This window comes from Pseudomonas oryzagri, from assembly GCF_020831405.1.
Classification (GTDB): domain Bacteria; phylum Pseudomonadota; class Gammaproteobacteria; order Pseudomonadales; family Pseudomonadaceae; genus Geopseudomonas; species Geopseudomonas oryzagri.
Window position 1 is genome coordinate 119985 of record NZ_JAJHPU010000042.1, and the last position, 21796, is coordinate 141780.

24 protein-coding genes are annotated in these 21796 nt (G+C 69.4%); 18 read left to right on the plus strand and 6 right to left on the minus strand.

What is annotated here, in order from left to right; translation table 11 throughout:
- Window positions 1-46: 46 nt before the first annotated feature.
- Together LMJ29_RS15595 and LMJ29_RS15600 are read right to left on the minus strand one after the other, a co-directional pair.
- Window positions 47-967 (minus strand): LysR family transcriptional regulator, encoded by a 921-nt coding sequence (locus LMJ29_RS15595; RefSeq protein WP_229606443.1) that lies wholly within the window; start codon window positions 965-967, stop codon window positions 47-49.
- Between the two features lie 144 nt (window positions 968-1111).
- Window positions 1112-2032: a carbon-nitrogen hydrolase family protein gene (locus LMJ29_RS15600; RefSeq protein ID WP_229606444.1), complete on the minus strand. Its 921-nt coding sequence runs from the start codon at window positions 2030-2032 to the stop codon at window positions 1112-1114.
- Between the two features lie 101 nt (window positions 2033-2133).
- Here LMJ29_RS15600 and LMJ29_RS15605 point away from each other — a divergent pair, with 101 nt between their 5' ends.
- The 3 genes from LMJ29_RS15605 (at window position 2134) to LMJ29_RS15615 (ending at window position 6451) form a co-directional block, all read left to right on the plus strand.
- Window positions 2134-3051, plus strand: a complete 918-nt coding sequence (locus LMJ29_RS15605; RefSeq protein ID WP_229606445.1) for a LysR family transcriptional regulator — start codon at window positions 2134-2136, stop codon at window positions 3049-3051.
- A 341-nt stretch (window positions 3052-3392) separates the two neighbouring features.
- Window positions 3393-4481 (plus strand): DNA-binding protein, encoded by a 1089-nt coding sequence (locus LMJ29_RS15610; protein ID WP_229606446.1) that lies wholly within the window; start codon window positions 3393-3395, stop codon window positions 4479-4481.
- Window positions 4482-4507: 26 nt separating this feature from the next.
- The gene (locus tag LMJ29_RS15615; protein ID WP_229606635.1) at window positions 4508-6451 is read left to right on the plus strand and encodes a DEAD/DEAH box helicase; all 1944 of its coding nucleotides are present in this window, start codon (window positions 4508-4510) and stop codon (window positions 6449-6451) included.
- A gap of 214 nt (window positions 6452-6665) precedes the next feature.
- On the opposite strand, the gene LMJ29_RS15620 is transcribed toward LMJ29_RS15615, so the two are convergent.
- Complete coding sequence (locus LMJ29_RS15620; RefSeq protein ID WP_229606447.1) at window positions 6666-6899, minus strand: PLD nuclease N-terminal domain-containing protein; 234 nt, start codon at window positions 6897-6899, stop codon at window positions 6666-6668.
- Window positions 6900-7077: 178 nt separating this feature from the next.
- Between LMJ29_RS15620 and LMJ29_RS15625 the strand changes: the two genes are divergently transcribed.
- Genes LMJ29_RS15625 through LMJ29_RS15635 form a run of 3 tightly spaced genes read left to right on the plus strand, consistent with a single transcriptional unit; the run spans window position 7078 to window position 8551 of the window.
- On the plus strand, window positions 7078-7581 hold the full coding sequence (locus LMJ29_RS15625) for a CinA family protein (protein ID WP_229606448.1): 504 nt from the start codon (window positions 7078-7080) through the stop codon (window positions 7579-7581).
- Between the two features lie 10 nt (window positions 7582-7591).
- Window positions 7592-8098, plus strand: a complete 507-nt coding sequence (locus LMJ29_RS15630; protein WP_229606449.1) for a hypothetical protein — start codon at window positions 7592-7594, stop codon at window positions 8096-8098.
- Between the two features lie 9 nt (window positions 8099-8107).
- On the plus strand, window positions 8108-8551 hold the full coding sequence (locus LMJ29_RS15635; protein WP_229606450.1) for a DUF421 domain-containing protein: 444 nt from the start codon (window positions 8108-8110) through the stop codon (window positions 8549-8551).
- A 157-nt stretch (window positions 8552-8708) separates the two neighbouring features.
- Here the strand turns inward: LMJ29_RS15635 and LMJ29_RS15640 are convergent, their stop codons facing one another.
- Window positions 8709-9173, minus strand: coding sequence for a hemerythrin domain-containing protein (locus LMJ29_RS15640; RefSeq protein ID WP_229606451.1), 465 nt, complete (start codon window positions 9171-9173; stop codon window positions 8709-8711).
- 553 nt (window positions 9174-9726) lie between these two features.
- On the opposite strand from LMJ29_RS15640, the gene LMJ29_RS15645 reads away from it, so the two are divergent.
- Complete coding sequence (locus tag LMJ29_RS15645; protein ID WP_229606452.1) at window positions 9727-10704, plus strand: site-specific integrase; 978 nt, start codon at window positions 9727-9729, stop codon at window positions 10702-10704.
- 12 nt (window positions 10705-10716) lie between these two features.
- On the opposite strand, the gene LMJ29_RS15650 is transcribed toward LMJ29_RS15645, so the two are convergent.
- Window positions 10717-11661, minus strand: a complete 945-nt coding sequence (locus tag LMJ29_RS15650; RefSeq protein WP_229606453.1) for a MerR family transcriptional regulator — start codon at window positions 11659-11661, stop codon at window positions 10717-10719.
- A gap of 169 nt (window positions 11662-11830) precedes the next feature.
- On the opposite strand from LMJ29_RS15650, the gene LMJ29_RS15655 reads away from it, so the two are divergent.
- The 11 genes from LMJ29_RS15655 (at window position 11831) to LMJ29_RS15705 (ending at window position 21139) form a co-directional block, all read left to right on the plus strand.
- Window positions 11831-12283 (plus strand): PAS domain-containing protein, encoded by a 453-nt coding sequence (locus tag LMJ29_RS15655; RefSeq protein ID WP_229606454.1) that lies wholly within the window; start codon window positions 11831-11833, stop codon window positions 12281-12283.
- 170 nt (window positions 12284-12453) lie between these two features.
- Window positions 12454-12705: a TIGR02450 family Trp-rich protein gene (locus LMJ29_RS15660; protein WP_229606455.1), complete on the plus strand. Its 252-nt coding sequence runs from the start codon at window positions 12454-12456 to the stop codon at window positions 12703-12705.
- A 121-nt stretch (window positions 12706-12826) separates the two neighbouring features.
- Entirely contained in the window at window positions 12827-13786 is a 960-nt protein-coding gene (locus LMJ29_RS15665; RefSeq protein WP_229606456.1) for a YbgA family protein, read from the plus strand.
- Between the two features lie 2 nt (window positions 13787-13788).
- Window positions 13789-14745: a MerR family transcriptional regulator gene (locus LMJ29_RS15670; RefSeq protein ID WP_229606457.1), complete on the plus strand. Its 957-nt coding sequence runs from the start codon at window positions 13789-13791 to the stop codon at window positions 14743-14745.
- Window positions 14720-16171 (plus strand): deoxyribodipyrimidine photo-lyase, encoded by a 1452-nt coding sequence (gene phrB, locus LMJ29_RS15675; protein ID WP_229606458.1) that lies wholly within the window; start codon window positions 14720-14722, stop codon window positions 16169-16171. The genes LMJ29_RS15670 and phrB overlap by 26 nt, the downstream gene beginning before the upstream one ends.
- A complete protein-coding gene (locus LMJ29_RS15680) occupies window positions 16164-16589 on the plus strand; it encodes a nuclear transport factor 2 family protein (RefSeq protein ID WP_229606459.1) in 426 nt (141 codons plus the stop codon). The genes phrB and LMJ29_RS15680 overlap by 8 nt, the downstream gene beginning before the upstream one ends.
- Entirely contained in the window at window positions 16586-17347 is a 762-nt protein-coding gene (locus tag LMJ29_RS15685; RefSeq protein WP_229606460.1) for an SDR family NAD(P)-dependent oxidoreductase, read from the plus strand. The genes LMJ29_RS15680 and LMJ29_RS15685 overlap by 4 nt, the downstream gene beginning before the upstream one ends.
- A complete protein-coding gene (locus tag LMJ29_RS15690) occupies window positions 17344-18591 on the plus strand; it encodes an NAD(P)/FAD-dependent oxidoreductase (RefSeq protein ID WP_229606461.1) in 1248 nt (415 codons plus the stop codon). The genes LMJ29_RS15685 and LMJ29_RS15690 overlap by 4 nt, the downstream gene beginning before the upstream one ends.
- On the plus strand, window positions 18588-19379 hold the full coding sequence (locus tag LMJ29_RS15695) for a DUF1365 domain-containing protein (RefSeq protein ID WP_229606462.1): 792 nt from the start codon (window positions 18588-18590) through the stop codon (window positions 19377-19379). The genes LMJ29_RS15690 and LMJ29_RS15695 overlap by 4 nt, the downstream gene beginning before the upstream one ends.
- Entirely contained in the window at window positions 19366-20640 is a 1275-nt protein-coding gene (locus LMJ29_RS15700; RefSeq protein ID WP_229606463.1) for an SAM-dependent methyltransferase, read from the plus strand. The genes LMJ29_RS15695 and LMJ29_RS15700 overlap by 14 nt, the downstream gene beginning before the upstream one ends.
- 1 nt (window position 20641) lies before the next feature.
- Complete coding sequence (locus LMJ29_RS15705) at window positions 20642-21139, plus strand: DUF2878 domain-containing protein (protein ID WP_229606464.1); 498 nt, start codon at window positions 20642-20644, stop codon at window positions 21137-21139.
- Window positions 21140-21259: 120 nt separating this feature from the next.
- Here the strand turns inward: LMJ29_RS15705 and LMJ29_RS15710 are convergent, their stop codons facing one another.
- The gene (locus LMJ29_RS15710; protein WP_229606465.1) at window positions 21260-21787 is read right to left on the minus strand and encodes a DUF3833 domain-containing protein; all 528 of its coding nucleotides are present in this window, start codon (window positions 21785-21787) and stop codon (window positions 21260-21262) included.
- Between the last annotated feature and the right edge of the window lie 9 nt (window positions 21788-21796).

Below are 21796 nucleotides of genomic sequence, written 5' to 3' on the forward strand. Positions count from 1 at the left end.
ACGATGGCTGTCTCGCAACCTGTCCTCTTCAGCGGCGCAGCGCCTTTCAGCCGCTCACGCCCAGCGCCTCCAGGAAACTCTCCAGCACCAGGTGCGGCCGGCGGCCCTTGCGGGTGACGCAGGCCAGGCTGATGTCGTAGTAGCGCGACGCCGGCTTGAGCGCGCGCAGGCGGCCTTCCTGCACCCACTGGCGGGCGTAGTGATCGGGCAGGTAGCCGATGTAGCGCCCGGTGAGGATCAGGAAGGCCATGCCTTCGCGATCCGAGGCGCTCGCCGTGCAGCGCAGCGCCTGGTAGTGGGCGCGCGCCTCGGCCGGCAGGCGGAAGGTCGGCGCGATGGCGTCCTGTTCGTTGAGACGCTCGTCGTCCAGTTCGGCCTCGTCCACGTAGTACAGCGGATGACCGACCGCGCAGTACAGCTGCGAGCGCTCCTCGTACAGGAAGTGGTACTCCAGCCCGCTCAGCGCGCCGGCCTGCGGCACCACGCCGACGTGCAGGCGACCGTCGAGCACGCCCTGCTCCACCTCGCTCGGCGGCGTCATGCGGATCTGGATGCGCACCTCGGGGCCACGCTCCTTGAGGCGCGCCAGGGCGTGGGTGACGCGCATGTGCGGCACGGTGACCAGGTTGTCGGTCAGGCCGATGTCCAGCTCGCCGCGCAGATGGCGATGCAGGCCGTTGACCTCGGCGCGGAAACTCTCCAGCGACGCCAGCAGGCGCAGGCTGGCCTGGTACACCTCGCGGCCCTCCTCGGTCAGCGCGAAACCGCCGCGGCCGCGCTGGCACAGCCGCAGGCCCAGGCGCTGCTCGAGGTCGCTCATCTGCTGGCTGATCGCCGAGCGACCGATACCCAGCGCGCTTTCCGCCGCCGAGAAGCCGCCGCACTCCACCACGCTGCGGAACAGCTTGAGCAGGCGGATATCGAAGTCGCTGACCTGGGCCAGGGGATCGCTGCGGCGGGTACTCATTGTTTAGTGGCTTCCGAACTCAGGACAGGAAAGATCGACTCTTGCCGACTTTAGGTCCCGGCCATCCGCCCCGCAAGTTGCCCGCGAAGGCGCGGCTCGGCCGGGCGGGCGCGCTCGCGGTGCGCTCGCCCCGCGCGTCGGAACTCAGATGAACCTGACCCCGGGCTTGGCGCGCTCATCCACCACCAGCTCGAACACGTCCGGCCGCGCGTAATGGCCCGCCACGTCGAAGTCGTAGCGGGCGCGCACCAGCTCATCGGTGTCGATTTCCGCCACCAGCAGGCCGCGCTCGCCGAGCAGCGGGCCGGCCAGCACCTCGCCCAGCGGGCCGACGATGACGCTGCCGCCGTTGATCAGCGGACGCTCCGCCGGCCAGCCCTCGACCTCCAGGCCCAGGGCGTTTGGAGAGTCCTGCACCTGGCAGGCGCTGACCACGAAGCAGCGGCCCTCGCAGGCGACATGGCGCATGGTCGCCTGCCACATGTCGCGCTCGTCGACCGTCGGCGCGCACCAGATGTCGACGCCCTTGGCGTACATCGCGGTGCGCAGCAGCGGCATGTAGTTCTCCCAGCAGATCGCCGCGCCCAACCGGCCGGCCCGGCCCTCGACCACCGGCAGGGTCGAACCGTCGCCCTTGGCCCAGATCAGCCGCTCGGTGCCGGTGGGCATCAGCTTGCGGTGCTTGGCCACCAGCCCGTCCTGTGGGTCGAAGAACAGCGCGGTGCAGTACAGGCTGTGGCCGCTGCGCTCGATCACCCCGACCACCAGGTTGGCGCCGCTGCGCGCCGACAGCGCGGCCAGCGCCTCGGTTTCCGCACCGGGCACGTCGATGGCGTTTTCGTGGTAACGGGCGAAGGCTTCACGGCCTTCCGGCAGGCGGTAGCCCAGCTGGGTGCCGAAGCGCTCGCCCTTGGGATAGCCGCCGAGCAGGGCCTCGGGCAGTACCACCAGGCTGGCGCCGGATGCACGGATGGCGTCCTCGTAGGAGAGGATCTGCTCGAGGGTGGCGGCCTTGCCGGCGGGCAGCGAACCGATCTGCAGGGCGGCGACGATGGACTTGGGCATGGTGACGGTACTCCTCGCTGGGCATGGACGTTGTGCGTTGACGTTGCACATTGTCGAACCGTGGCGAATCATGAATAAAGCCGCCCCTGCCACTTAACGATATGAGCCATATGAATATCGCCCAACTCGATCTCAACCTGCTCAAGGTCTTCGAAGCCCTGCACGACGAGGCCAGCGCCAGCCGCGCGGCCCTGCGCCTGGGCGTCACCCAGTCGGCGGTGAGCGCGGCGCTGCGCCGCCTGCGCGAGGTGTACGGCGACCAGCTGTTCGTGCGCACCGGGCGCGGCCTGGCCCCCACCCTGAAGGCCGACCAGCTCAAGCCCCTGATCGCCGAGGCCCTCAACAAGTGCCGCCAGAGCCTGGCGCTGCTCGATCCGCACGCCGGCGACTACACGGGGCGCGCGATCACCCTGGGGCTGTCGGACGACTTCGAGATCGCCTACGGCCGCCGCCTGATCGACGAGCTGCGCGCCCGGGCGCCGGGGCTGCGGCTGATCTTCCGCCAGACCCACAGCCAGATCGTCGCCGAGGCGTTGAGCGAGCGCCGCATCGACCTGGCGATCACCGCCGGCGGCTTCAACGAGCGCCTGCTCAGCCGCCAGGTGCTGGGCCAAGGCGACTACCGCTGCGTGGTGGACGCCGCGAGCCTGCAGCCGGGGCAACAGGCGCTGAGCGTGGAAGAGTTCGTCGCCCGGGAGCAGATCCTGATTTCCTCGGGCGGCTTCATCGGCATCGTCGACGAGGCGCTGGCCAGCCTGGGGCTGTCGCGCACGGTCTGCGCCTCGACCAGCCACTTCGCCGCCCTGCCCTATCTGCTGCGCGGCACGGCCGCCATCGCGACCATTCCCGGCCATGCCGCCGAAGCGGTGTCCCGGCTCGCCGGGCTGGCGATGCTGCCCTGCCCGCTGGCGCTGCCGCGCTATCCGATCGAGCTGGGCTGGCGCACCGTGGCCCAGGTCGATCCGGCGGTGCTGCGGGTGCGCGAGGCCATCGCCGCCTGTTTCGGCCAGGGCCGCTAGCGCCATTGGTTGCGCTCCGGGCTCTGACGCAGCGCTTACGTCCGGCCCAGGGAGGGCAGGTCACGCGACGTTGCTTCTCGTTGGCGCGCCGGGCTTCGAGTAGCGCCCGGAAGGCCTGCGCCCCCATCTCCTTCTCGCCTCCCTCTTCCTCCCCTCCATCCAAACAGTGCTCAGGCCTTGCCGTACCGGGTTTCAACGCTCGCCCGGCGTTTGGATGTCCTCACACAAGATAATTCCTGTTTATCCAATGTCTATTTTTCGCGTGCATGCTCGCTTCTAAAGCGGTTTAGTGCCATGTACAATCGTACTACGTAATACAGTACGAAATCGTAGGAGCGAGCATGGCGCGCGGTGGCATCAACAAGGCTTTGGTAATGAAGGCTCGCAAGGCGGTCCTCGCCCGCGGCGAGCATCCGAGCATCGATGCGATACGTATCGAGCTGGGCAATACCGGCTCCAAAAGCACCATCCACCGCTATCTGCGCGAGATCGAGCAGTCCGGGCTGGAGTCGAATCTGAAGCAGGAGGTCTCCCTCAGTCAGGAAATCGCCGAATTGGTGACTGAGGTGGCCGAACGCCTCCAGCAGGAAGCCCATGCCGCGGTGGCCGCCGATCGCGAGGCGCTGGCGCAGGAGCGCGCCGGCTATCTGCAGCGCCTGCAGCAGGCCGAGGCGCGTATCCGCGAGCTGGAAGGCGACTGCGCGAGCCTCACCGCGCAGCTGCAGGCGACCGCCGAGGCGTACCGTCTGGAGCAGGAACAACTGCAACAGGCGCGCATCGAGGGTGCCCGCCTGCAACAGGCCGAAATCGCTCTCGCCGCGCGCGTCGCCGACCGCGACGCCCAGCTGCTGTCCCTGGAGGACAAGCACCGCCACGCCCGCGAAGCTCTGGAGCACTACCGCCAGGCCAGCAAGGAGCAGCGCGAGCAGGACCAGCGCCGCCACGAGGCGCAGATCCAGCAGTTGCAGATGGAAGGTCGCCAGCTGCAGCAGAGCCTGATCGTCAAGCAGGACGAACTGACCCGCCTGAACCGCGACAACGAGCGCTTCGTCACCGAGAGCCGGCAACTGCGCAAGGACATGGCCGGGCAGCAGGAGGCGCTTGAGCGCCGCGAGCAGGAATTGCAGCAGCGCGAGCAGGAGCTGGCCACCCTGGCCGCGCGCCTGGCGCAGAGCGAGGCGGGTCGCGAGCTGCTGCAGGCGCGCAGCGTCGACGCGCAGGCCGAGGTGGCGCGCCTGGGCGAAGCGCTGGCGGCGCAGGGTCGCCAGGTCGAGAGCCTGCGGGCCGGCTTGAGCGAGATGGCCGCGCGCTTCAGCGAGCTGCGTCTCGCCCAGCCGGCACATGCCGCCGAGCAGAATGGGGCGCCGCCCGCCGAAGGGCCGGAGCCTGCGACAACGGCGGACGAGGCGGCGAACGAGGACGCGCGATGAGCCGGGGGAAAGGCAAGCAGCGCGACCTGCTGACCGCCCTCCGCCACTACCGCACGCTGCTCTCCAGCGCCCTGGCGCGCTGCTTCCCGCGCACCAGCGCCTACCTGCGCGACGAGCGCCGGGGCGCCCTGTTCCATCAGTCGGCGGCGCCGGCGCCGCTGACCAAGGCGAAGGCGAAGACAAATGCGGCCGCCTCAGCAAGGACGAAGAAGCCGGCGACCGCGAAAAAAGCCTCCGCGAAAACGCCGGCACCTGCCGGGCAGCGCCAGGCCGCCGGCATCTACGGCCCGGCGGCGCTGAAGATCGATGCCGCGCAGGTCGCGGCGATGCGCGAGCAGGTGGCGCGTGCGGTAGCCGCCGGCGTGCTGCGCGCGCCCTCCGACGAGCAGTGGGAAATGATCCTCGCCCGCCAGCCGGCCACGCGCATCTTCGCCGGCGCCGGTTCCGGCAAGTCGACCACTCTGGTGCTGCGCGTGGTGTTCATGCTCTGCCACCTGGGCATTCCGGCCGAGCGGCTGACGGTGATCTCCTTCACCAACGCCTCCTGCGCCGAACTGCGCGAGCAGTTGCTGCGCGTGCTGGCCTTCTGGCAATACCCGTTCGGCGCGGCGCAGGCGCGTCAGTGCGTGCGCACCTTCCACTCGGCCATGGCGCAGCTGGCGCGCAGCCGGCTCGGCGCGCCGGTCTGGTTCGAGCAGCTGGACGACAAGAGCGCCGCCGCCGACGAACCGGACACTCCGCTGGGCGGTCGCCTGCGGCCGGCCCAGCTGCGCCTGCTCAAGCAGGCTTACCAGACCTGCTATGCCGCCGAGGCCGAGTTCGCCGCGCAGGTGCATGCCCTGCTCGGCCAGCCGGCGCCGCAGGGCAAGCGCGGGCGCGCGCCGCTGGACGCCGTGCGCCTGGCCGGCGAGTTCGCCGCCGTGCCGCTGTACGAGGCCTTCTACCAGCAGGCCGGCTTCATCGAGAGCATCGGCCTGCGCATCGACCGCCTGGAGGCCGGCGCGCTCGACTGTCCCGAGCGCGAGCGCCAGTTCGTCGCCGCGCTGGTGACGTTCTGGAAACACTTCCAGGCGCTGCTCGCCGAGCAGGGACTGGCGACCTTCAACGGCGCCTTCCAGCGCCTCGCCGAGCAGTTGGGCGGCGAGCGCGACGGGGCCGCGGCGGCCGACCTGGCGCCGCTCGGCCATCTGCTGATCGACGAGTTCCAGGACATCTCGCCGCAGATCGTCCAGTGGTTGCAGGCCGTGCACGGCCGCCTGGCGCGCGCCGGCGAGACGGTCAGCCTGATGGCCATCGGCGACGACTGGCAGTCGATCTACGGCTGGCGGGGCAGTTCGCCGGAGCTGTTCATGGACTTCGATCGCCACTTCCCCGGCAAGGGCAAGGCGAAGGCCAGCGCCCTGCTCGGCCTGACCGCCAACTACCGCTCGGTCGCGCCGGTGATCCGCGACGGCGAGAAGGTGCTCGCCGGGGTGGCGATCAAGCAGGACAAGCGCAGCCAGGCGCAGCGCGCGACCCAGCCGGGCGACCACGGCGTGCGGGTGATCAGCGGTTTCGACCTGAACGGCCAGCAGGCCGAGCTGCTCGCGCAGATCCGCGCCCAGTGCGAATACGCTGCCGGTCGGCAGAGTGTCGAGCGCACCGCGGTGCTGCTGCTGAGCCGGCGCAACGAGCCGCTGCAGGCGCTGCAGCGCGAGCTGGGCCGCAAGCTGCCGGTCCAGGCGCTGACCATCCACCGCGCCAAGGGCCTGCAGGCCGAGGTGGCGGTGATCGTCGACGACTGCCTGCCGCCCGAGCCGCACCCGCTGCGCAATGCGCTGTACGCGCGTTCGGGGTTCTTCCGCAACAGCTACGACCAGGCCATGCGCGACGAGAGCCTGCGCCTGGCGTACGTGGCGATCACCCGCGGGGTGAGCCGGGTGCTGTGGTTCACCCGCAAGGCGCAGGGGGCGACGCTGCTGCTGTCGTGAGCCAGGCAACTTCCGTGAGCGAATGAAGTCGTTCGCCTATGCAAGCCGTGACGGCGGTGCGAGGGGAAGGCAGGCAGGCCCGCTTGTTTCTGCCAGGCCGAAGGATGAGGCGATAACCGTTGGCGGTTCCGGGCAGTGGGCGTGGTCATCCTGCTCCGCCTCACCGCCGGTCCGCCGCCTGGCGGGTTCATGGGCCTGCGGCCCTCATATCTGCCTAGCCCTTGCTGTGTTCGGGTGAAGTCGGTCCGGTGCCGGGCTTGATCCCGCGCGGTCCGGCGAACCCCCAGATGATCAGGCCGACCACGGGGAACAGTACCAGCAGCAACGACCACAGCACTTTCACGCCGTCGGACTTGTCGCTGCGGAACACGCTGACGATGGCCCACAGGTCGACCAGCAGAATGACCACCGCTACGGCGATCCAGAAATACGTGAAGGGATCACTCATGTCGTTTCTCCTCTTCCAGGATGCCAACCACGAAGGCTGGTAAACAGAAGAGGCCGCGGTTCGTCGCAAAGTTCAGGCCAGCTTCCCCGCCCTGATGGGCGGCGCCTGTCGGCGGGTGCGCTGAACCAATTGGCCGCGGCGGGCGTCTACCGCAAAACAGCCTGGCGAGGGGACACCCATGCCACAGGATCCTGTAGAAACGGCCCTCGACTATCTCAAGCAGCACCAGCTGCTGCTGACCACCGCCGAGTCGTGCACGGCAGGTGCGATGGTGGCCCTGGTGGCAGAGGCGCCGGGCATCGGCGAGGTGCTGGAAAGCGGCTATGTGGTGTACGCGCCGAGCGCCAAGGAACGCCTCGTGGGGGTCGACCCGCAGACCATCGAGCGCCACGGCCTGACCAGCGAGGCGGTGGCGCGCGAGATGGCCCAGGGCGCACTCAAGGACAGCCAGGCCAGCGTCGCCATCGCCACCACCGGCGTCGCCGGGCCCTGCCCGGAAGGCAGCGTCCCGCCCGGCACCGTGTGTTTCGCCTGGGCCTTCGCCGGCGAGCCGCTCGCCGTGTTCACCTGCACCCAGCGCTTCTCCGGCGACCGCTCGGAAGTGATGCACGAGGCGGCGCTGTACGGCCTGTCGCAGCTGGCCCACTACCACCAACGCTGGCTGCGCGGCGAGCGCGCGTGAGGAGGCTGCAATGGACGAAGACGAGCTGGCGTCCCGCCATCATCCGGTCGAGGAAGACATGCCCGCGCAGCGCCGGGTATGGCGCTTCGAACGGGTGGGCTGGTGCGCGCTGTTGCTGATCGCGCTGCTGGGCCTGACCGGGCTGTTCGGCAACGGCCCGCTGAGCGAGGCGACGGTGCAGAGCGCGGACGGCCGGGTGACGGTGGATTACCAGCGCCTGAGCCGCAGCGGCACCCTGGAAGACCTGCGCATCCACGTACAGGGCACGGCCGGCGAGCCGCTGACCGTGCTGCTGGGCGGCTCGCTGCTGCGCAAGGCGAGCATCGAGACGCTGCAGCCCGAGCCTCTGACCTCGCTGTCCCAGGGCGAGGCCCTGCTGCTGAATCTGGGCGCCCCGGAAGGCGGCACGGCCACGCTGTACCTCACGCTGCGCAGCGAGCACGTCGGCGCGCTGGAAGGCACGGTGAGCGCCGGGGCCGGCAGCGCCGTGCGCTTTACCATCTTCGTTTATCCCTAGGAGGCGGCCATGGACTCCTTCCTGCGCGCCACATGCATGTACCTCATGATGATGGTGGTGTTCCGCATCGCCGGCCGGCGCTCGCTGGGCGACCTGACCACCTTCGATTTCGTGCTCCTGCTGATCATCGCCGAAGCGACGCAACAGGCCTTGCTGGGTGAGGATTTCTCCTTCATCAACTCCATCGTGGTGATCGCCACCCTGATCGTGCTCGACGTAGGCCTGTCGCTGGCCAAGCTCCACTCCCCCCGCGTGGCCAAGCTGGTCGACGGCCACGCCACCCTGGTGGTCGAGCAGGGCCGCTTCCTGCCGGAGCGCATGCGCCGGACACGGCTGACCGAGGAGGACATCCTCGAATCGGCGCGCAACAGCCAAGGCGTGGAGAGCGTCGAGCAGATCAAGTTCGCCATCGTCGAGCGCAACGGCAAGATCTCGATCATCACTCAGGAATGAGCGGCCTCGGCCGCTCAGTGCGCCGCGCTGCCGTCGGCCAGGATTTTTTGAAGCACTGATGCCAGTGGGGACGGCAGGGTAGCCGGAGGGCCGCCCATGGGCGGCGCTTGCGGCGAGGGATGAAGGTGCGGCCGGCTTGCCCGGCCGCACACGGTCGTCAGGCGGCGTGCGGGGCGGCCTTGAAGGTCTTCTTGTGGGCCAGCATGGCCATCCCCATCTCTTCGAGCGCCTGCTTGCCAAGCAGCTTTTTCACGCTGGGGAAAAGGTCGCCCTCTTCCTCCTTGATATGGTGCTCGATGAGCTCCTTCAGCACCTTGACCCGGCCGGCGAATTCCACGGTACCGGGCTCGGTATGCATCAGGTCGGGCAACACGAGCGAATCGACGGCGCGGTGCTCCTCCTTGGCCTCGTAGTACATCCTCTCCTCTTCCTTGCCACCCGCCTGCTTGAGGGCCGGGTAGAGAATCTGCTCCTCGAGGGCGGTATGGATCTGCAGCTCATGGTGGATGCGGGCGAGCAGCTCGGTGCGCTTCTTCGTCGCGCGCTCGGTGGTGGAGGAAAGTTCTTCGAGCAGTGCTTTCACGATGTCATGGTCTTTGGTCAACAAGTCGATGGCGTTCATCTGGAGCCTCATCGGTATATGAAACAAACACAGATACCCGATGGTTTGGGTCCCCCTCACCGGCAATGGTTCAATATGAGCGATGGCTGGCGACAGCAAACTGCGACCACTCGTCGAATTGGTCGATCATAAGAGGTTAATGACCTTTATATGCTGAATTCAGCGCAGGAAACGAGATAACGCCCCTGCCGTCGCTGAAGAAAAACCGGCGGCAGTGATTATTGCCTGAAAGGCCTCGGATCGAGACTGCAATGCCGATGAGGAGGGCTACAGCCTTACGATTCAGCCAGATACAAGTAGCAGAATCCTTGCGACCAACCCGGGAAAAGTTATAAAAAGCATCCCCAACCGCCTTTGTCTTCTGCTTTTCAGGAAAGATTACTGGCTGGCGATGCACAACTCGCCAGAGCCGGGAAAGATCGCGAAATAAATAGCGCGATTTTCAGCAGCGAATCTCGACGACTGGGCAACGATCTTTTGTTTGCGAAGAAAAAGCAGTCAGGTTGATCTTTTTAATTTCAGTTCGGAGCACATTGGCCGTGAGACCAGGGCAATGAATGAGGTCGAGCGCTATATAGAAGCCGGCACGCGGGAGAACACCCGGCGCAGCTACCAGTCGGCCATCGAGCACTTCGAGGTGAGCTGGGGTGGCTTCCTGCCGGCGAGCAGCGAGAGCATCCTGCGCTACCTGGCCGCCCACGCCGACCAGCTCGCCTACAGCACGCTCAAGCAGCGGCTGGCGGCGCTGGCGCAGTGGCACATCAGCCAGGGCTTCCCCGATCCGACCAAGGCGCCGGCGGTGCGCCAGGTGCTCAAGGGCATCCGCGCCCTGCACCCGGCGCAGGCCAAACAGGCGGCGCCCCTGCAGCTGCGCGACCTCGAACAGGCGGTGAACTGGCTGGAGCGCACGGCGACGGACGCCGCCCTGCGCGGCGAGCGCGGCCTCCTGCTGCGCTGCCGGCGCGATGCCGCGCTGCTGCTGATCGGCTTCTGGCGCGGCTTTCGCAGCGACGAGCTGTGCCGGCTGCGCGTCGAGGACATCCGCGCCGAGGCCGGCAGCGGCATGACGCTGTTCCTGCCCTATGCCAAGGGCGACCGCGAACATCGCGGCACCACCTACCAGGCCCCGGCGCTGGCCCGCCTGTGCCCGGTCGAGGCCTACCTGAACTGGTTGAGCGCCGCGGGCCTCGACCACGGCCCGGTGTTCCGGGGCGTCGACCGCTGGGGCAACCTGGCCGAGGACGGCCTGCACGCCAACAGCCTGATCGCCCTGCTGCGGCAGATTCTCGGCCGCGCCGGGATCGCCGCCGAGACCTACACCAGCCACTCCCTGCGCCGCGGCTTCGCCACCTGGGCGACGCGCAACGGCTGGGATCTCAAGGCGCTGATGAGCTACGTGGGCTGGAAGGACGCCAACTCGGCGCTGCGCTACATCGACCCGGTGGTTTCCTTCGGTGGACTGGCGCTCAAGCCGGTCGAGGCGGCCGCCGCCCCGGAGCGACTGCCGGCGCCGCGCGGCGACGGGCAGTGAAGAGCGCCGGCCTCAGGTATCCAGATGGCCGGCGACGAATTGCGCCAGGCGCTGCGGCATGAGCCGCGCCGAGTTGCCCAGGCAGGCGATGGCGCTGCCGGCCAGGCTCTCCTCGCCGAGCACCGAGGCCTCGCCGGCCAGGGCCAGCGGGCACTCGAGAGTCAGCACCAGGCGGGCGAGCTGGCGCAGCAGTGCCGCGCTGGGCGCCTGGGTGGAATACAGCACCAGCGCCTGGGGACTGACCTCCTGGCAGACCAGCGACAGCTCCTCCAGCGGCTGACCGAGGCACAGGACCCGCACCGGATTGCGGTCGCCGCCGAGCAGCAGGGCCGCCACCAGCAGCTCCAGCTCGCGGCACTGCTCGGGAATCGCCGCCACCAGCACGCAGTCGCGCGCCCCGGCCCGGGAAAACTGCAGACGCTGCAGCACCCGGGCACGCAGGAAGGCGTCGAGGAACAGCCCCTGGCTGGCCTGACCGAAGCCGCTCGGCTGCTGCAGCTCCTGCCACAACGGCATGAGGATGTCCTGGAACACCACGGCCAGCGGGTAGGTGGAGAACACCTGGCCGTAGAGCTGCTCGAGGCGCAGCTCGTCGAAGTGGCGGACCGCCTCGCGCAGAAGCTCCTGCCATTCGCCCCAATCGGCGCCGCAAGCGCCTTCCTCGACCGGCTGCGCGGCCTTGTCCTCGTGGTTGCGGGCCAGCAGGCTGCCGACCTTGCTCACCGCCACGCCGCGCTCGGTCCAGGCGATGATGCTGCGGATCGCCTCGATGTCGCTCTGCGAATACAAGCGATGGCCACCCTCGGTGCGCACCGGCTGGATCAGCCCATAGCGCCGCTCCCAGGCGCGCAGGGTGACCGGATTGACGCCGGTGAGACGCACCACCTCGCGAATCGGAAACAGCTCCTCCCCCGAAGGCAAGCCCCTGGCAGGGGACGGGGCGGTGAATTCGGTCATGGGCAATGGCTCGAGGGGGTTGAATGAGGCGCCATTGTATCGCAGAGCTCGGCCTTGCAAGGCGTGCCTGCTTCAAGCTCCGGTCTGCCGCGGCCAGGAAAGACAAGCGAGCTGCCCCAGCGTGGCGCAGTTGCATTAAGATGCGCTGAAACCACCCGGGGTCCGCAAGATGATCAATGCCAAGCTGCTGCAACTGGTGATCGAAGCCTCCAACGACGGAATCGTGGTCGCGGAACAGGAAGGCGACGACAACATCCTGATCTACGCCAACCCGGCCTTCGAGCGCCTGACCGGTTACAGCGTCGACGACATCCTCTACCAGGACTGCCGCTTCCTCCAGAACGGCGACCGTGACCAGCCGGGCCTCGCGGCGATCCGCGAGGCGGTGACGCACAACCGCCCCTGCCGGCAGATCATCCGCAACTACCGCAAGGACGGCAGCGTGTTCTGGAACGAGCTGTCGATCACCCCGGTGTTCAACGAGGCCGACCAGCTCACCTACTTCATCGGCCTGCAGAAGGACGTCAGCGCCGAGGTCGAGGCGCAGCAGCGCGTGCGCGAACTGGAAGCCGAGGTCGCCGAGCTGAAGGGCCAGCTCGCCAGCCTGCAGGCCAAGGGCTGACCGCCCGGGCGCTGCCGCGCGAGCTGCAGCGCCGCCCTCTTCCCCCTCCCCGAACCGCACTTCCCGCCCGCGCCCCTGGACGGCGCGCTCCGCGCTGCCGCCGACTCGCCGTCTTGTACAGTTTTCGCTGACCGGCGTAGCCTGTACAGGTTTCCAGCCGAGGCCACGCGATGAGCCCGACCGACCCATCCGCCGCGGACTGCCCGCCCAACCGCTTCAATCCGCGCAAGCTGCGGCTGTCCAAATGGACCGCCCGCCAGCCGCGCAATCGCGAAAAGCACTTCCTGGTCGTCGAACTGCTCGAGGACGACGCGGGCAACCTGCTCGCGGTCGAGCTGCAGGCGGTATACAGCGGCCGCAGCCAGCGCCTGGACTGGCGCGAGCTGCGCAATGGCGCGCACTGGCGGATGGGCTGGCACTGACGCGCCGTCGCCGAAAATATCTATACAAAATCTATACACAACCTATTGACCACCGGCGGCAACGACTTATGCTGTAGCAAGGTTGTACAGAAATCTTGCGACGTACAAGTTGGAGGCCGCCATGACCCGCCCGTCCCCCCGCATCAAGCTCGGCATCAGCGCCTGCCTGCTCGGCGATCCCGTGCGTTTCAACGGCGGCCACAAGCAGTCGCAGCTGTGCAGCGAGGTGCTCGCCCGCCACTTCGACTTCGTGCCGGTCTGCCCGGAGGTTTCGATCGGTCTCGGCACGCCGCGCGAGACCATCCGCCTGGTCGGCGATCCCGCCAGCCCGCGCGCGGTCGGCAGCCGCCACCCCGAGCTGGACGTCACCGAGGCCCTCGACGGCTTCGGCCAGCGGACGGCGGCCCATCTCGACGACATCAGTGGTTTCGTGCTGATGCAGAAGTCGCCGTCCTGCGGCATGCAGCGGGTCAAGGTCTACGCCGCGAACGGTTACAGCCAGCCGGGCGGCGGCAGCGGCATCTTCGCCGCCGCGCTGATGCGTGCCCGCCCCGAGCTGCCGGTCGAGGAAGACGGCCGGCTCAACGACCCGGTTCTGCGCGAGAACTTCCTCACCCGGGTGTTCGCCTACGCCGAATGGCAGCGCCTGCTCGCCGGCGGGCTGAGCCGCCAGGCGCTGGTGGCCTTCCATGCCCGCTACAAGTACCAGCTGATGGCCAGCGACCCGCTGGCGTACCGCACCCTCGGCCGCCTGGTCGCCGATCTCGGCGCCCAGCCGCTGGATGAGCTTGCCCGGCGCTATTTCAGCCAGTTCATGGCCGCGCTGCGCCGCCCGGCCAGCCGCGGCACGCACAGCAACGTCCTGCAGCACCTGAGCGGCTACCTCAAGCGCGCGTTGGGCAGCGAGGAACGCCGCGAGCTGCAGCAGCTGATCGACAGCTACCGCCAGGGCATCGTGCCGCTGGTGGTACCGATCACCCTGCTCAAGCACCACTTCCGCCGCCATCCGCACGGCTACATCGCGCAGCAGACCTACCTGCAGCCGCATCCGGAAACCCTCAGCCTGCGCAACGCGATCTGACCATGCACGACGACGGCGAACCCCACGACGACCTGCCGCAAGACGAGCTGGCCGGCCTGCTGCCGATCCGCGAGGTGGCGCGGCGCACCGGGGTCAACCCGGTGACCCTGCGTGCCTGGGAGCGCCGCTACGGCCTGATCGTGCCGCAGCGCACCGCCAAGGGCCACCGCCTCTACTCGCCGGCGCAGGTGGCGCAGGTGCGGCAGATCCTCGACTGGCTGGAGCGCGGCGTGTCGGTCGGCCAGGTGCGCGGCCTGCTCAGCGACGCGCAGGTGCCGAGCGGCGCGGACGACCATGGCTGGACCGCGCGCCGCGCGCAGTTGCTGGGCGCCATCGTCGGCCTGAGCGAGCGGACCCTCGACGACGCGTTCAACCAGGCGGTGGCGCTGTATCCGCCGGCGACCGTGTGCCGCCATCTGCTGCTGCCGCTGCTCGACGATCTGCAGCGGCGCTGGGCCAGCCGGGCGAACGCCGAGCTGGAACGCACCTTCTTCTTCTCCTGGCTGCGCAGCAAGCTCGGCGCGCGGCTGTACCACAGCAACCGCATGCTCGGCGGCGCGCCGCTGCTGCTGGTCAACGGCTCCTCGGTCCCACTGGAGCCCGCGCTGTGGCTGTGTGCCTGGCTGGTCGGCAGCGCCGAATGCCCGGTCAGCGTGCTCGACTGGCCGCTGCCGGCGCCGCAGCTGGCGCTGGCCGTGCAGCGCATGCAGCCGCGCGCCGTGCTGCTCTACGCCAGCGATCCGCTGCAGCGCGATGAACTCGCCCGGCTGCTGCAGGGCGTCGCCTGCCCGTGCCTGCTGTGCGGGCCGGCGGTGCAACGTCAGCACGACGAACTGGCGGCGATCGCCGACCTGTACCTGACCCTCGACCCCCTCGACGCCCAGCAGTGCCTGCACAGGCTCGGTCTGCTCGGCCTGCAAGGAGACGTGCGCCATGTGCCGATTGATCTGGCTCCGTAACGACCTGCGGGTACGCGACAACACCGCGCTGAGCGCGGCCGCCGCGGCAGGCCCGGTGGTGGCGGTGTACCTGCTGAGCCCCGGCCAGTGGCGCGAGCACGACGACGCGCCGTGCAAGGTCGACTTCTGGCTGCGCAACCTGGCCGCGCTGAAGGACGACCTGGCCGCGCTGAACATCCCGCTGCTGGTGCGCCGCGCCGAGCGCTGGGACGACGCCCCGGCGACGCTGCTCGAGCTGTGCCGCCAGCACGCCATCGGCGCCGTGCACGTCAACGACGAGTACGGCATCCACGAAAGTCGCCGCGACCGCGCGGTGGCGCAGGCGCTGAATGCTGCCGGCATCGCCTGGCACAACCACGTCGACCAGGTGCTGTTCGCCCCCGGCAGCGTGCTGACCCAGAGCGGCGGCTACTTCCAGGTGTTCAGCCAGTTCCGCAAGAGCTGCTACGCGCGCCTGGCCCAGTCGCTGCCGGCGCTGCAAACGCTGCCGCGCATCCAGGCGCCGCTCTCGATCGCCGGCGATCCCGTGCCCGCGGTCATCGACGGCTTCGCCACGCCGAGCCACAGCCTTCGCCAGCTGTGGCTGGCCGGCGAAGCCGCCGCGCACCGCCAGCTGGCCAACTTCGCCGACCAGCACCTGCCCTGGTACAAGGACGAGCGCGACTTCCCGGCGCGTCCCGGCACCAGCGCGCTGTCGCCCTATCTGGCCGCCGGCGTGCTGTCGCCGCGCCAGTGCCTGCACGCGGCGCTCGGCGTCAACGCCGGCGACTTCGCCGACGGCAATCCCGGCGTGGTGAGCTGGATCAGCGAGCTGCTGTGGCGCGAGTTCTACAAGCACATCCTGGTCGGCTATCCGCGTGTCTCGCGCGGCCGCGCCTTCCGCGTCGACACCGAGGCGCTGGCCTGGCGCGACGCCCCCGCCGATCTCGAGGCCTGGCAGCAGGGCCGCACCGGCATTCCCATCGTCGATGCGGCGATGCGCCAGTTGCTGGCCACCGGCTGGATGCACAACCGCCTGCGCATGATCGTCGCCATGTTCCTCACCAAGAACCTGCTGATCGACTGGCGCCACGGCGAACGCTGGTTCATGCGCCACCTGATCGACGGCGATCTGGCCGCCAACAATGGCGGCTGGCAGTGGAGCGCCTCCACCGGCACCGATGCGGCGCCCTACTTCCGCATCTTCAACCCGCTCAGCCAGGCGGAGAGGTTCGACCCGGACGGCGCCTTCATCCGCAGCTGGCTGCCCGAGCTGGCCCACCTCGACCGCCGCGACATCCATAACCCGGCCGCCCTCGGTCTGTTCGGGGTGTCCGGCTCCGGCGCCCCCCGCTACCCGGCGCCGATCGTCGACCTAGCGCGCTCGCGCGAGCGGGCGCTGCAGGCGTTCAAGGACCTGGCGCCGCAGGCCGCCGCCCATGGCTGATTTCCTGCACCGCTTCGCCGACGAGTTCGCCCGCCTGGACAAGCACCAGCTGCAGCGGCTCGACAGGCTTTACACCGGCGACGTGGTGTTCCGCGACCCGCTGCGCGAGATCCGCGGGCTCGCCGCCCTGCGGGACTACTTCGGCGAAATGTACGCCAACGTGCAGGACCTGCGCTTCGACTTCCATGGCTTCGACCAGGTCAGCGCCGGCGAGGGCTATCTGCGCTGGACCCTGAGCTACCGCCACCCGCGCCTGCGCCGCGGCGCGCCGATCCGCGTCGACGGCTGCTCGCACCTGCGCTGGCACGACGAGCGGGTGTACCGCCACCGCGACTACTTCGATGCCGGCGCCCTGCTCTACGAACACCTGCCCGTGCTGGGCGGCGCCATCGCCTGGCTGAAACGGAGGCTGGCATGAAACGCATCTGGCTGACCGGGGCCAGCAGCGGCATCGGCGCCGCGCTGGCGGAAATCCTCCTCCAGCAGGGCCACCACCTGGCCCTCAGCGCGCGCCGCGAGACGCCCCTGCAGGCCCTGGCCACGCGCTGGCCGCAGCAGGTGCTGGTGCTGCCCGGCGACCTCGGCGACGCCGCCCAGGTGCGCGCCATCGGCCAGCGCATCGCCGCGGCCTGGGGCGCGCTGGACTGCGCCATCCTCAACGCCGGTACCTGCGAATACCTCGACGCGCGCGCCTTCGAGGCGGCCATGGTCGAGCGCGTGGTGCGCGCCAACCTGTTCTCCGCCGCCCACTGCATCGAGGCGGCGCTGCCGCTGCTGCGCCGTGGCCACCAGCCGCAACTGGTGGCGGTGGCCAGCTCGGTGACCTTCCTGCCGCTGCCGCGCGCCGAGGCCTACGGCGCGTCCAAGGCGGCACTGCGCTACCTGTGCCAGTCGCTGCGCCTCGACCTGGCCGCCGAGGGCATCGCCGTCACCCTGGTCAGCCCCGGCTTCGTCGACACCCCGCTGACCCGCCGCAACGATTTCCCCATGCCCATGCGCTGGCCCGTGCAGCGCGCCGCCCGCCACATCGCCGAGCGCCTGCCGCGGCGGCCGTTCGAGATCGCCTTCCCCGGCGCCTTCGTCGCCATCCTGCTGCTGCTCGCCCACCTGCCGCGCCGCCTGCAGCTGGCCCTCGGCCGGCGCATGTCCCGCACCACCACGGAAGACCGTCCATGAAGATCGCCATCATCGGCAGCGGCATCGCCGGCCTCACCAGCGCCTACCTGCTCCACCGTCGCCACGAGATCACCCTGTTCGAGGCCAGCGACTGGGTCGGCGGGCACACCCATACCGTGGACGTACGCCTGGACGGCCGCGACTACGCCATCGATACCGGCTTCATCGTCTTCAACGACTGGACCTACCCCAACTTCATCCGCCTGCTCGAGCAGCTCGGCGTCGCCTCGCAGCCCGCCGAGATGAGCTTCTCGGTGCACGATCCAGTCAGCGGCTGCGAATACAACGGCAACAACCTCAACAGCCTGTTCGCCCAGCGCCGCAACCTGCTGTCGCCGAGCTTCCTCGGCATGTTGCGCGACATCCTGCGCTTCAACCGCGAGGCGCTGAGCGATCTGGCCGAGGAGCGCATCGGCGGCGATGTCACCCTCGGCGACTACCTGGCGCGCGGTCGCTACGGGCGACGCTTCGTCGACCACTACATCGTGCCGATGGGCGCGGCGATCTGGTCGATGTCGCTCGAGGACATGCTCGACTTCCCGCTGAAGTTCTTCGTGCGCTTCTTCAAGAACCACGGCCTGCTGTCGGTCAACGAGCGCCCGCAGTGGCGGGTGATCGAAGGCGGCTCGCGCGCCTACGTGGCGCCGCTGACCGCCAGCTTCCGCGAGCGCATCCGCCTCAACTGCCCGGTGTGGCTGGTCGAGCGCGACGACGAGGGCGTCTCCCTGCTCAGCCCGGCCGGCCGCGAGCGCTTCGACAAGGTGGTGTTCGCCTGCCACAGCGACCAGGCGCTGGCGCTGCTTGCCGCGCCGACGCCGTCCGAGCGGCAGATCCTCGGCGCGCTGCGCTACGCCGACAACGACGTGGTGCTGCACACCGACACCCGCCTGCTGCCGCAACGCCCGCTGGCCTGGGCGAGCTGGAACTACCGCCTCGGCGGCCCGGCCCGCCAGCCGGCGGCGGTGACCTACAACATGAACATCCTGCAGGGCATCGAGGCAGCAAAGACCTTCTGCGTCAGCCTCAACCAGACCGCCGCCATCGACCCGGCGAAGATCCTCGGCCGCTACAACTACGCCCATCCGCAATACAGCCTCGCCGGCATCGCCGCGCAGGCGCGCTGGCGCGAGCTGTATGGCCGGCGGCACAGCTTCTACTGCGGCGCCTACTGGGCCAACGGCTTCCACGAGGATGGCGTGGTCAGCGCGCTGCGCGTGGCCGATGCCTTCGGGGAGCGCCTGTGAACAGCGCGCTCTATCAGGGCTGGGTCGGCCACCGGCGCTTCCTGCCGCGCGGCCACGCCTTCCGCTACCGCATCGGCCTGCTCTACCTGGATCTCGCCGAGCTGGATGCGGTGCTGGCCCTGTCGCCGCTGGCCGGGCGTTCGCGCTGGGCGCCGTTCGCCCTGCGCGAGACGGACTTCCTGCCGCAGTTCACCGCCACCGGCATGCCGCTGGCCGACGCCGTGCGCCTGCGCGTCGGCGAGGCGCTCGGCCGTGTGCCGCAGGGCCGCATCTGCCTGCTCGCCCAGCCGCGCAGCTGGGGCCTGGCCTTCAACCCGGCGAGCTTCTTCTACTGCTTCGAGGCCGACGATCGTCTCGCCGCGATCCTCTGCGAGGTCAGCAACACGCCCTGGCTGGAGCGCTACCACTACGTGCTGCCGGTCGACGCCACGGGCGAGTCGCGCCACCGGGTGGCCAAGGGCTTCCACGTCTCGCCCTTCCTGCCGCGCGATCTGGAGTACCGCATGCGTTTCACCGTCCCGGAGGAGCAGCTGCGCATCCACATGGAGGACTGGCAGGGCGACGCCAGGCTGTTCGAGGCCGCGCTCGGCCTGACCCGTATCGAGCTCGACCGCCGCAGCCTGCACCGCCACCTGCTGGCCTTCCCCGCGATGACCGCCAAGACCGTCGCCGCCATCTACTGGCAGGCGCTGCGCCTGGCGCTCAAGCGCGTGCCGATCTTCGACCATCAACCCGCGGACGGCGAGCACCGTACCGCCCGAACGGAGCCCAGTCATGAAGAGCACTAGCCTTTCCCCGGCCACCCCTGGCCTGCTCGCCGGCAACGGACTGGGCGCCGGCCTGCTCAAGCGTGCCGTGCTGCGCCAGCTCGCCGGCCTGCGCCACGGCCAGCTGACCGTCTGCGAGGATGGCGAGCGCCGCACTTTCGGCCAGCACGGCAGCGAGCCGCACGGCGAGATCCACATCCATGACCCGGCGGCCTGGGCGATGGTCGCCGGCAACGGCTCGATCGGCGCCGGCGAGGCATATATCCACGGCTACTGGAGCAGCCCGGACCTGACCGCCGTGGTGCGCGTGTTCGTCGCCAACCTCGACGTGCTGGACGCCATGGACAGCGGCCTCGCCCGCCTCGGCCGGCCGCTGCTGCAGGGCCTGCACTGGCTCAACCGCAACACCCGCAAGGGCTCGCGGCGCAACATCGCTGCCCACTACGACCTCGGCAACGCGCTGTTCGAGCAGTTCCTCGACCCGACCATGATGTACTCGGCGGCGCTGTTCGAGCGCGAAGACGACAGCCTCGAGCGGGCCCAGCTCAACAAGCTCGAACGCATCTGCTGCAAGCTCGACCTGCAGCCCACCGACCACCTGCTGGAGATCGGCAGCGGCTGGGGCAGCATGGCGCTCTATGCGGCGACCCACTATGGCTGCCGGGTGACCACCACCACCCTGTCGCACGAGCAGTACGCCTACACCCGCCGCCGGATCGAGGAAGAGGGCCTGCAGGAGCGCATCACCCTGCTGCTCGAGGACTACCGCGACCTGCAGGGCCGGTACGACAAGCTGGTGTCGATCGAGATGGTCGAGGCGGTCGGCCACCGCTTCCTGCCGACCTACTTCCGCCAGTGCGCCCGCCTGCTCAAGGACGACGGCCTGATGCTGCTGCAGGCCATCACCATCCGCGACCAGCGCTACGCGCAGGCCAGCCGCTCGGTGGACTTCATCCAGCGCTACATCTTCCCCGGCGGCGCGTTACCCTCGGTGGCCCGCATGCTCGACATCGTCGGCCGCGACACCGACCTCAACCTGCTGCACATGGAGGAGTTCGGCCAGCACTACGCGCGCACCCTGCGCCTGTGGCACGACAACCTGCGCCGCGCCCGCCACTTCCTCGAGCAGCTCGGCTACGACGAGCAGTTCTTCCGCCTGTGGGAGTTCTACCTGTGCTACTGCGAGGGTGGCTTCCTCGAGCGCAGCATCGGCACCGTGCAGCTGCTGCTGGCCAAGCCGGCGGCCCGCCCGGCGCCGCTGCTCGGTCGCCTGCAGGCCTGACATGCGCCTGCTGGCCAACGCGGCGCTGTTCCAGCTCGGCTGGTTCGCCTGCGTGCTGGGTGCGCAACGGCCCGCGCTGCTGCCGGTCGCCGGCGCCTGCCTGCTGGCCCACTTCGCCCTGGTCGAGCACCGGCGCGGCGAGCTGAAGGTGGTCGGTGCGGCGACCCTCGCCGGCTGCGCCCTCGACAGCCTGCTGCTCAATCTCGGGGTATTGGACTTCGCCGGCGACGGCCGCGTGCTGCCGCCGTGGCTGGCAATGCTGTGGGCGCTGTTCGCCACCACTCTCGGCCACAGCCTGGCCTGGAGCGCCCGGCCGTGGTGGCTGGGCAGCCTGCTCGGCGCCCTCGGCGGGCCGCTGACCTACCTGCTTGGCGCGCGCCTGGCCGGCGTCGGCCTGCCGCTGGGCCTGTGGCCGAGCCTGCTTCTGCTGGCGTTGATCTGGGCGCTGCTGGTGCCGCTGCTGCACGGCCTGCGCCTGCGTCTGGCAATCGCCCGCTGAGCGGTCACCAGCGAGCCGCGCGACGGCCGAGCACCGCCGCGCAGCGCGGATCGCCACGCAGCGCCTCGACCCGCGCCGACCCGATCACCAGGGCGCGGCAGCCTTCGGGAAAGAAGTCCATCAGGGCGCTTCCTTGCGGAAGAACAGGGTGACCTGGCCCAGCTCGAAGCCGAACTTGGTCATGAACGAGCGGTTGGCCAGGGTGCGCTCGTCGAGCAGGTACATCCAGTCGTCGAAGTCGACCTGGTAGACCTTGCCGTCCACCGGCAGGCTGAGCACGTAACGCCAGCGCAGGGCGTTGCCGGCCACCTCGCCGCGCGCCTCGCCGACCACGTCGGCGGCCGTGCCCCGCCAGCGGCCGGGGCCGTCGGGGCGCAGGGTCCACACGCGCTTCTGCCTGGTGCCGTCGCTGTAGGTGAAGTCCTCGTCGAGGATCAGCCTGTCGCCCTCGCGCCGGCCGTTGATCACCACGTGGAAACGCTTGATCACCTCGCCCGAACGCTTCTGAAACATGCCCCAGGCGTCCACCCGCCCGTCGAAGTAGCCGGGCAGGTCGAGTTGCGGCTGCTGGTCGCGGTAGTGCTCGACGTCGATCTGGCTGCAGCCGCCGAGGCAGACGCAGAGCGACAGCAGGAGTTTGTTCAGCATGGAATGTCC

What these genes read in the sequence shown, in the direction of transcription:
- LMJ29_RS15660 (WP_229606455.1), top strand. Translation starts at nt 12,454, where the DNA reads ATGAGCCCGACCGACCCATCCGCCGCGGACTGCCCGCCCAACCGCTTC.
- LMJ29_RS15620 (WP_229606447.1), bottom strand. Translation starts at nt 6,899, where the DNA reads ATGAGTGATCCCTTCACGTATTTCTGGATCGCCGTAGCGGTGGTCATT.
- LMJ29_RS15665 (WP_229606456.1), top strand. Translation starts at nt 12,827, where the DNA reads ATGACCCGCCCGTCCCCCCGCATCAAGCTCGGCATCAGCGCCTGCCTG.
- LMJ29_RS15705 (WP_229606464.1), top strand. Translation starts at nt 20,642, where the DNA reads ATGCGCCTGCTGGCCAACGCGGCGCTGTTCCAGCTCGGCTGGTTCGCC.
- LMJ29_RS15605 (WP_229606445.1), top strand. Translation starts at nt 2,134, where the DNA reads ATGAGCCATATGAATATCGCCCAACTCGATCTCAACCTGCTCAAGGTC.
- LMJ29_RS15630 (WP_229606449.1), top strand. Translation starts at nt 7,592, where the DNA reads ATGGACGAAGACGAGCTGGCGTCCCGCCATCATCCGGTCGAGGAAGAC.
- LMJ29_RS15595 (WP_229606443.1), bottom strand. Translation starts at nt 967, where the DNA reads ATGAGTACCCGCCGCAGCGATCCCCTGGCCCAGGTCAGCGACTTCGAT.
- LMJ29_RS15600 (WP_229606444.1), bottom strand. Translation starts at nt 2,032, where the DNA reads ATGCCCAAGTCCATCGTCGCCGCCCTGCAGATCGGTTCGCTGCCCGCC.
- LMJ29_RS15655 (WP_229606454.1), top strand. Translation starts at nt 11,831, where the DNA reads ATGATCAATGCCAAGCTGCTGCAACTGGTGATCGAAGCCTCCAACGAC.
- phrB (WP_229606458.1), top strand. Translation starts at nt 14,720, where the DNA reads ATGTGCCGATTGATCTGGCTCCGTAACGACCTGCGGGTACGCGACAAC.
- LMJ29_RS15650 (WP_229606453.1), bottom strand. Translation starts at nt 11,661, where the DNA reads ATGACCGAATTCACCGCCCCGTCCCCTGCCAGGGGCTTGCCTTCGGGG.
- LMJ29_RS15640 (WP_229606451.1), bottom strand. Translation starts at nt 9,173, where the DNA reads ATGAACGCCATCGACTTGTTGACCAAAGACCATGACATCGTGAAAGCA.
- LMJ29_RS15710 (WP_229606465.1), bottom strand. Translation starts at nt 21,787, where the DNA reads ATGCTGAACAAACTCCTGCTGTCGCTCTGCGTCTGCCTCGGCGGCTGC.
- LMJ29_RS15685 (WP_229606460.1), top strand. Translation starts at nt 16,586, where the DNA reads ATGAAACGCATCTGGCTGACCGGGGCCAGCAGCGGCATCGGCGCCGCG.
- LMJ29_RS15635 (WP_229606450.1), top strand. Translation starts at nt 8,108, where the DNA reads ATGGACTCCTTCCTGCGCGCCACATGCATGTACCTCATGATGATGGTG.
- LMJ29_RS15610 (WP_229606446.1), top strand. Translation starts at nt 3,393, where the DNA reads ATGGCGCGCGGTGGCATCAACAAGGCTTTGGTAATGAAGGCTCGCAAG.
- LMJ29_RS15690 (WP_229606461.1), top strand. Translation starts at nt 17,344, where the DNA reads ATGAAGATCGCCATCATCGGCAGCGGCATCGCCGGCCTCACCAGCGCC.
- LMJ29_RS15625 (WP_229606448.1), top strand. Translation starts at nt 7,078, where the DNA reads ATGCCACAGGATCCTGTAGAAACGGCCCTCGACTATCTCAAGCAGCAC.
- LMJ29_RS15670 (WP_229606457.1), top strand. Translation starts at nt 13,789, where the DNA reads ATGCACGACGACGGCGAACCCCACGACGACCTGCCGCAAGACGAGCTG.
- LMJ29_RS15700 (WP_229606463.1), top strand. Translation starts at nt 19,366, where the DNA reads ATGAAGAGCACTAGCCTTTCCCCGGCCACCCCTGGCCTGCTCGCCGGC.
- LMJ29_RS15645 (WP_229606452.1), top strand. Translation starts at nt 9,727, where the DNA reads ATGAATGAGGTCGAGCGCTATATAGAAGCCGGCACGCGGGAGAACACC.
- LMJ29_RS15680 (WP_229606459.1), top strand. Translation starts at nt 16,164, where the DNA reads ATGGCTGATTTCCTGCACCGCTTCGCCGACGAGTTCGCCCGCCTGGAC.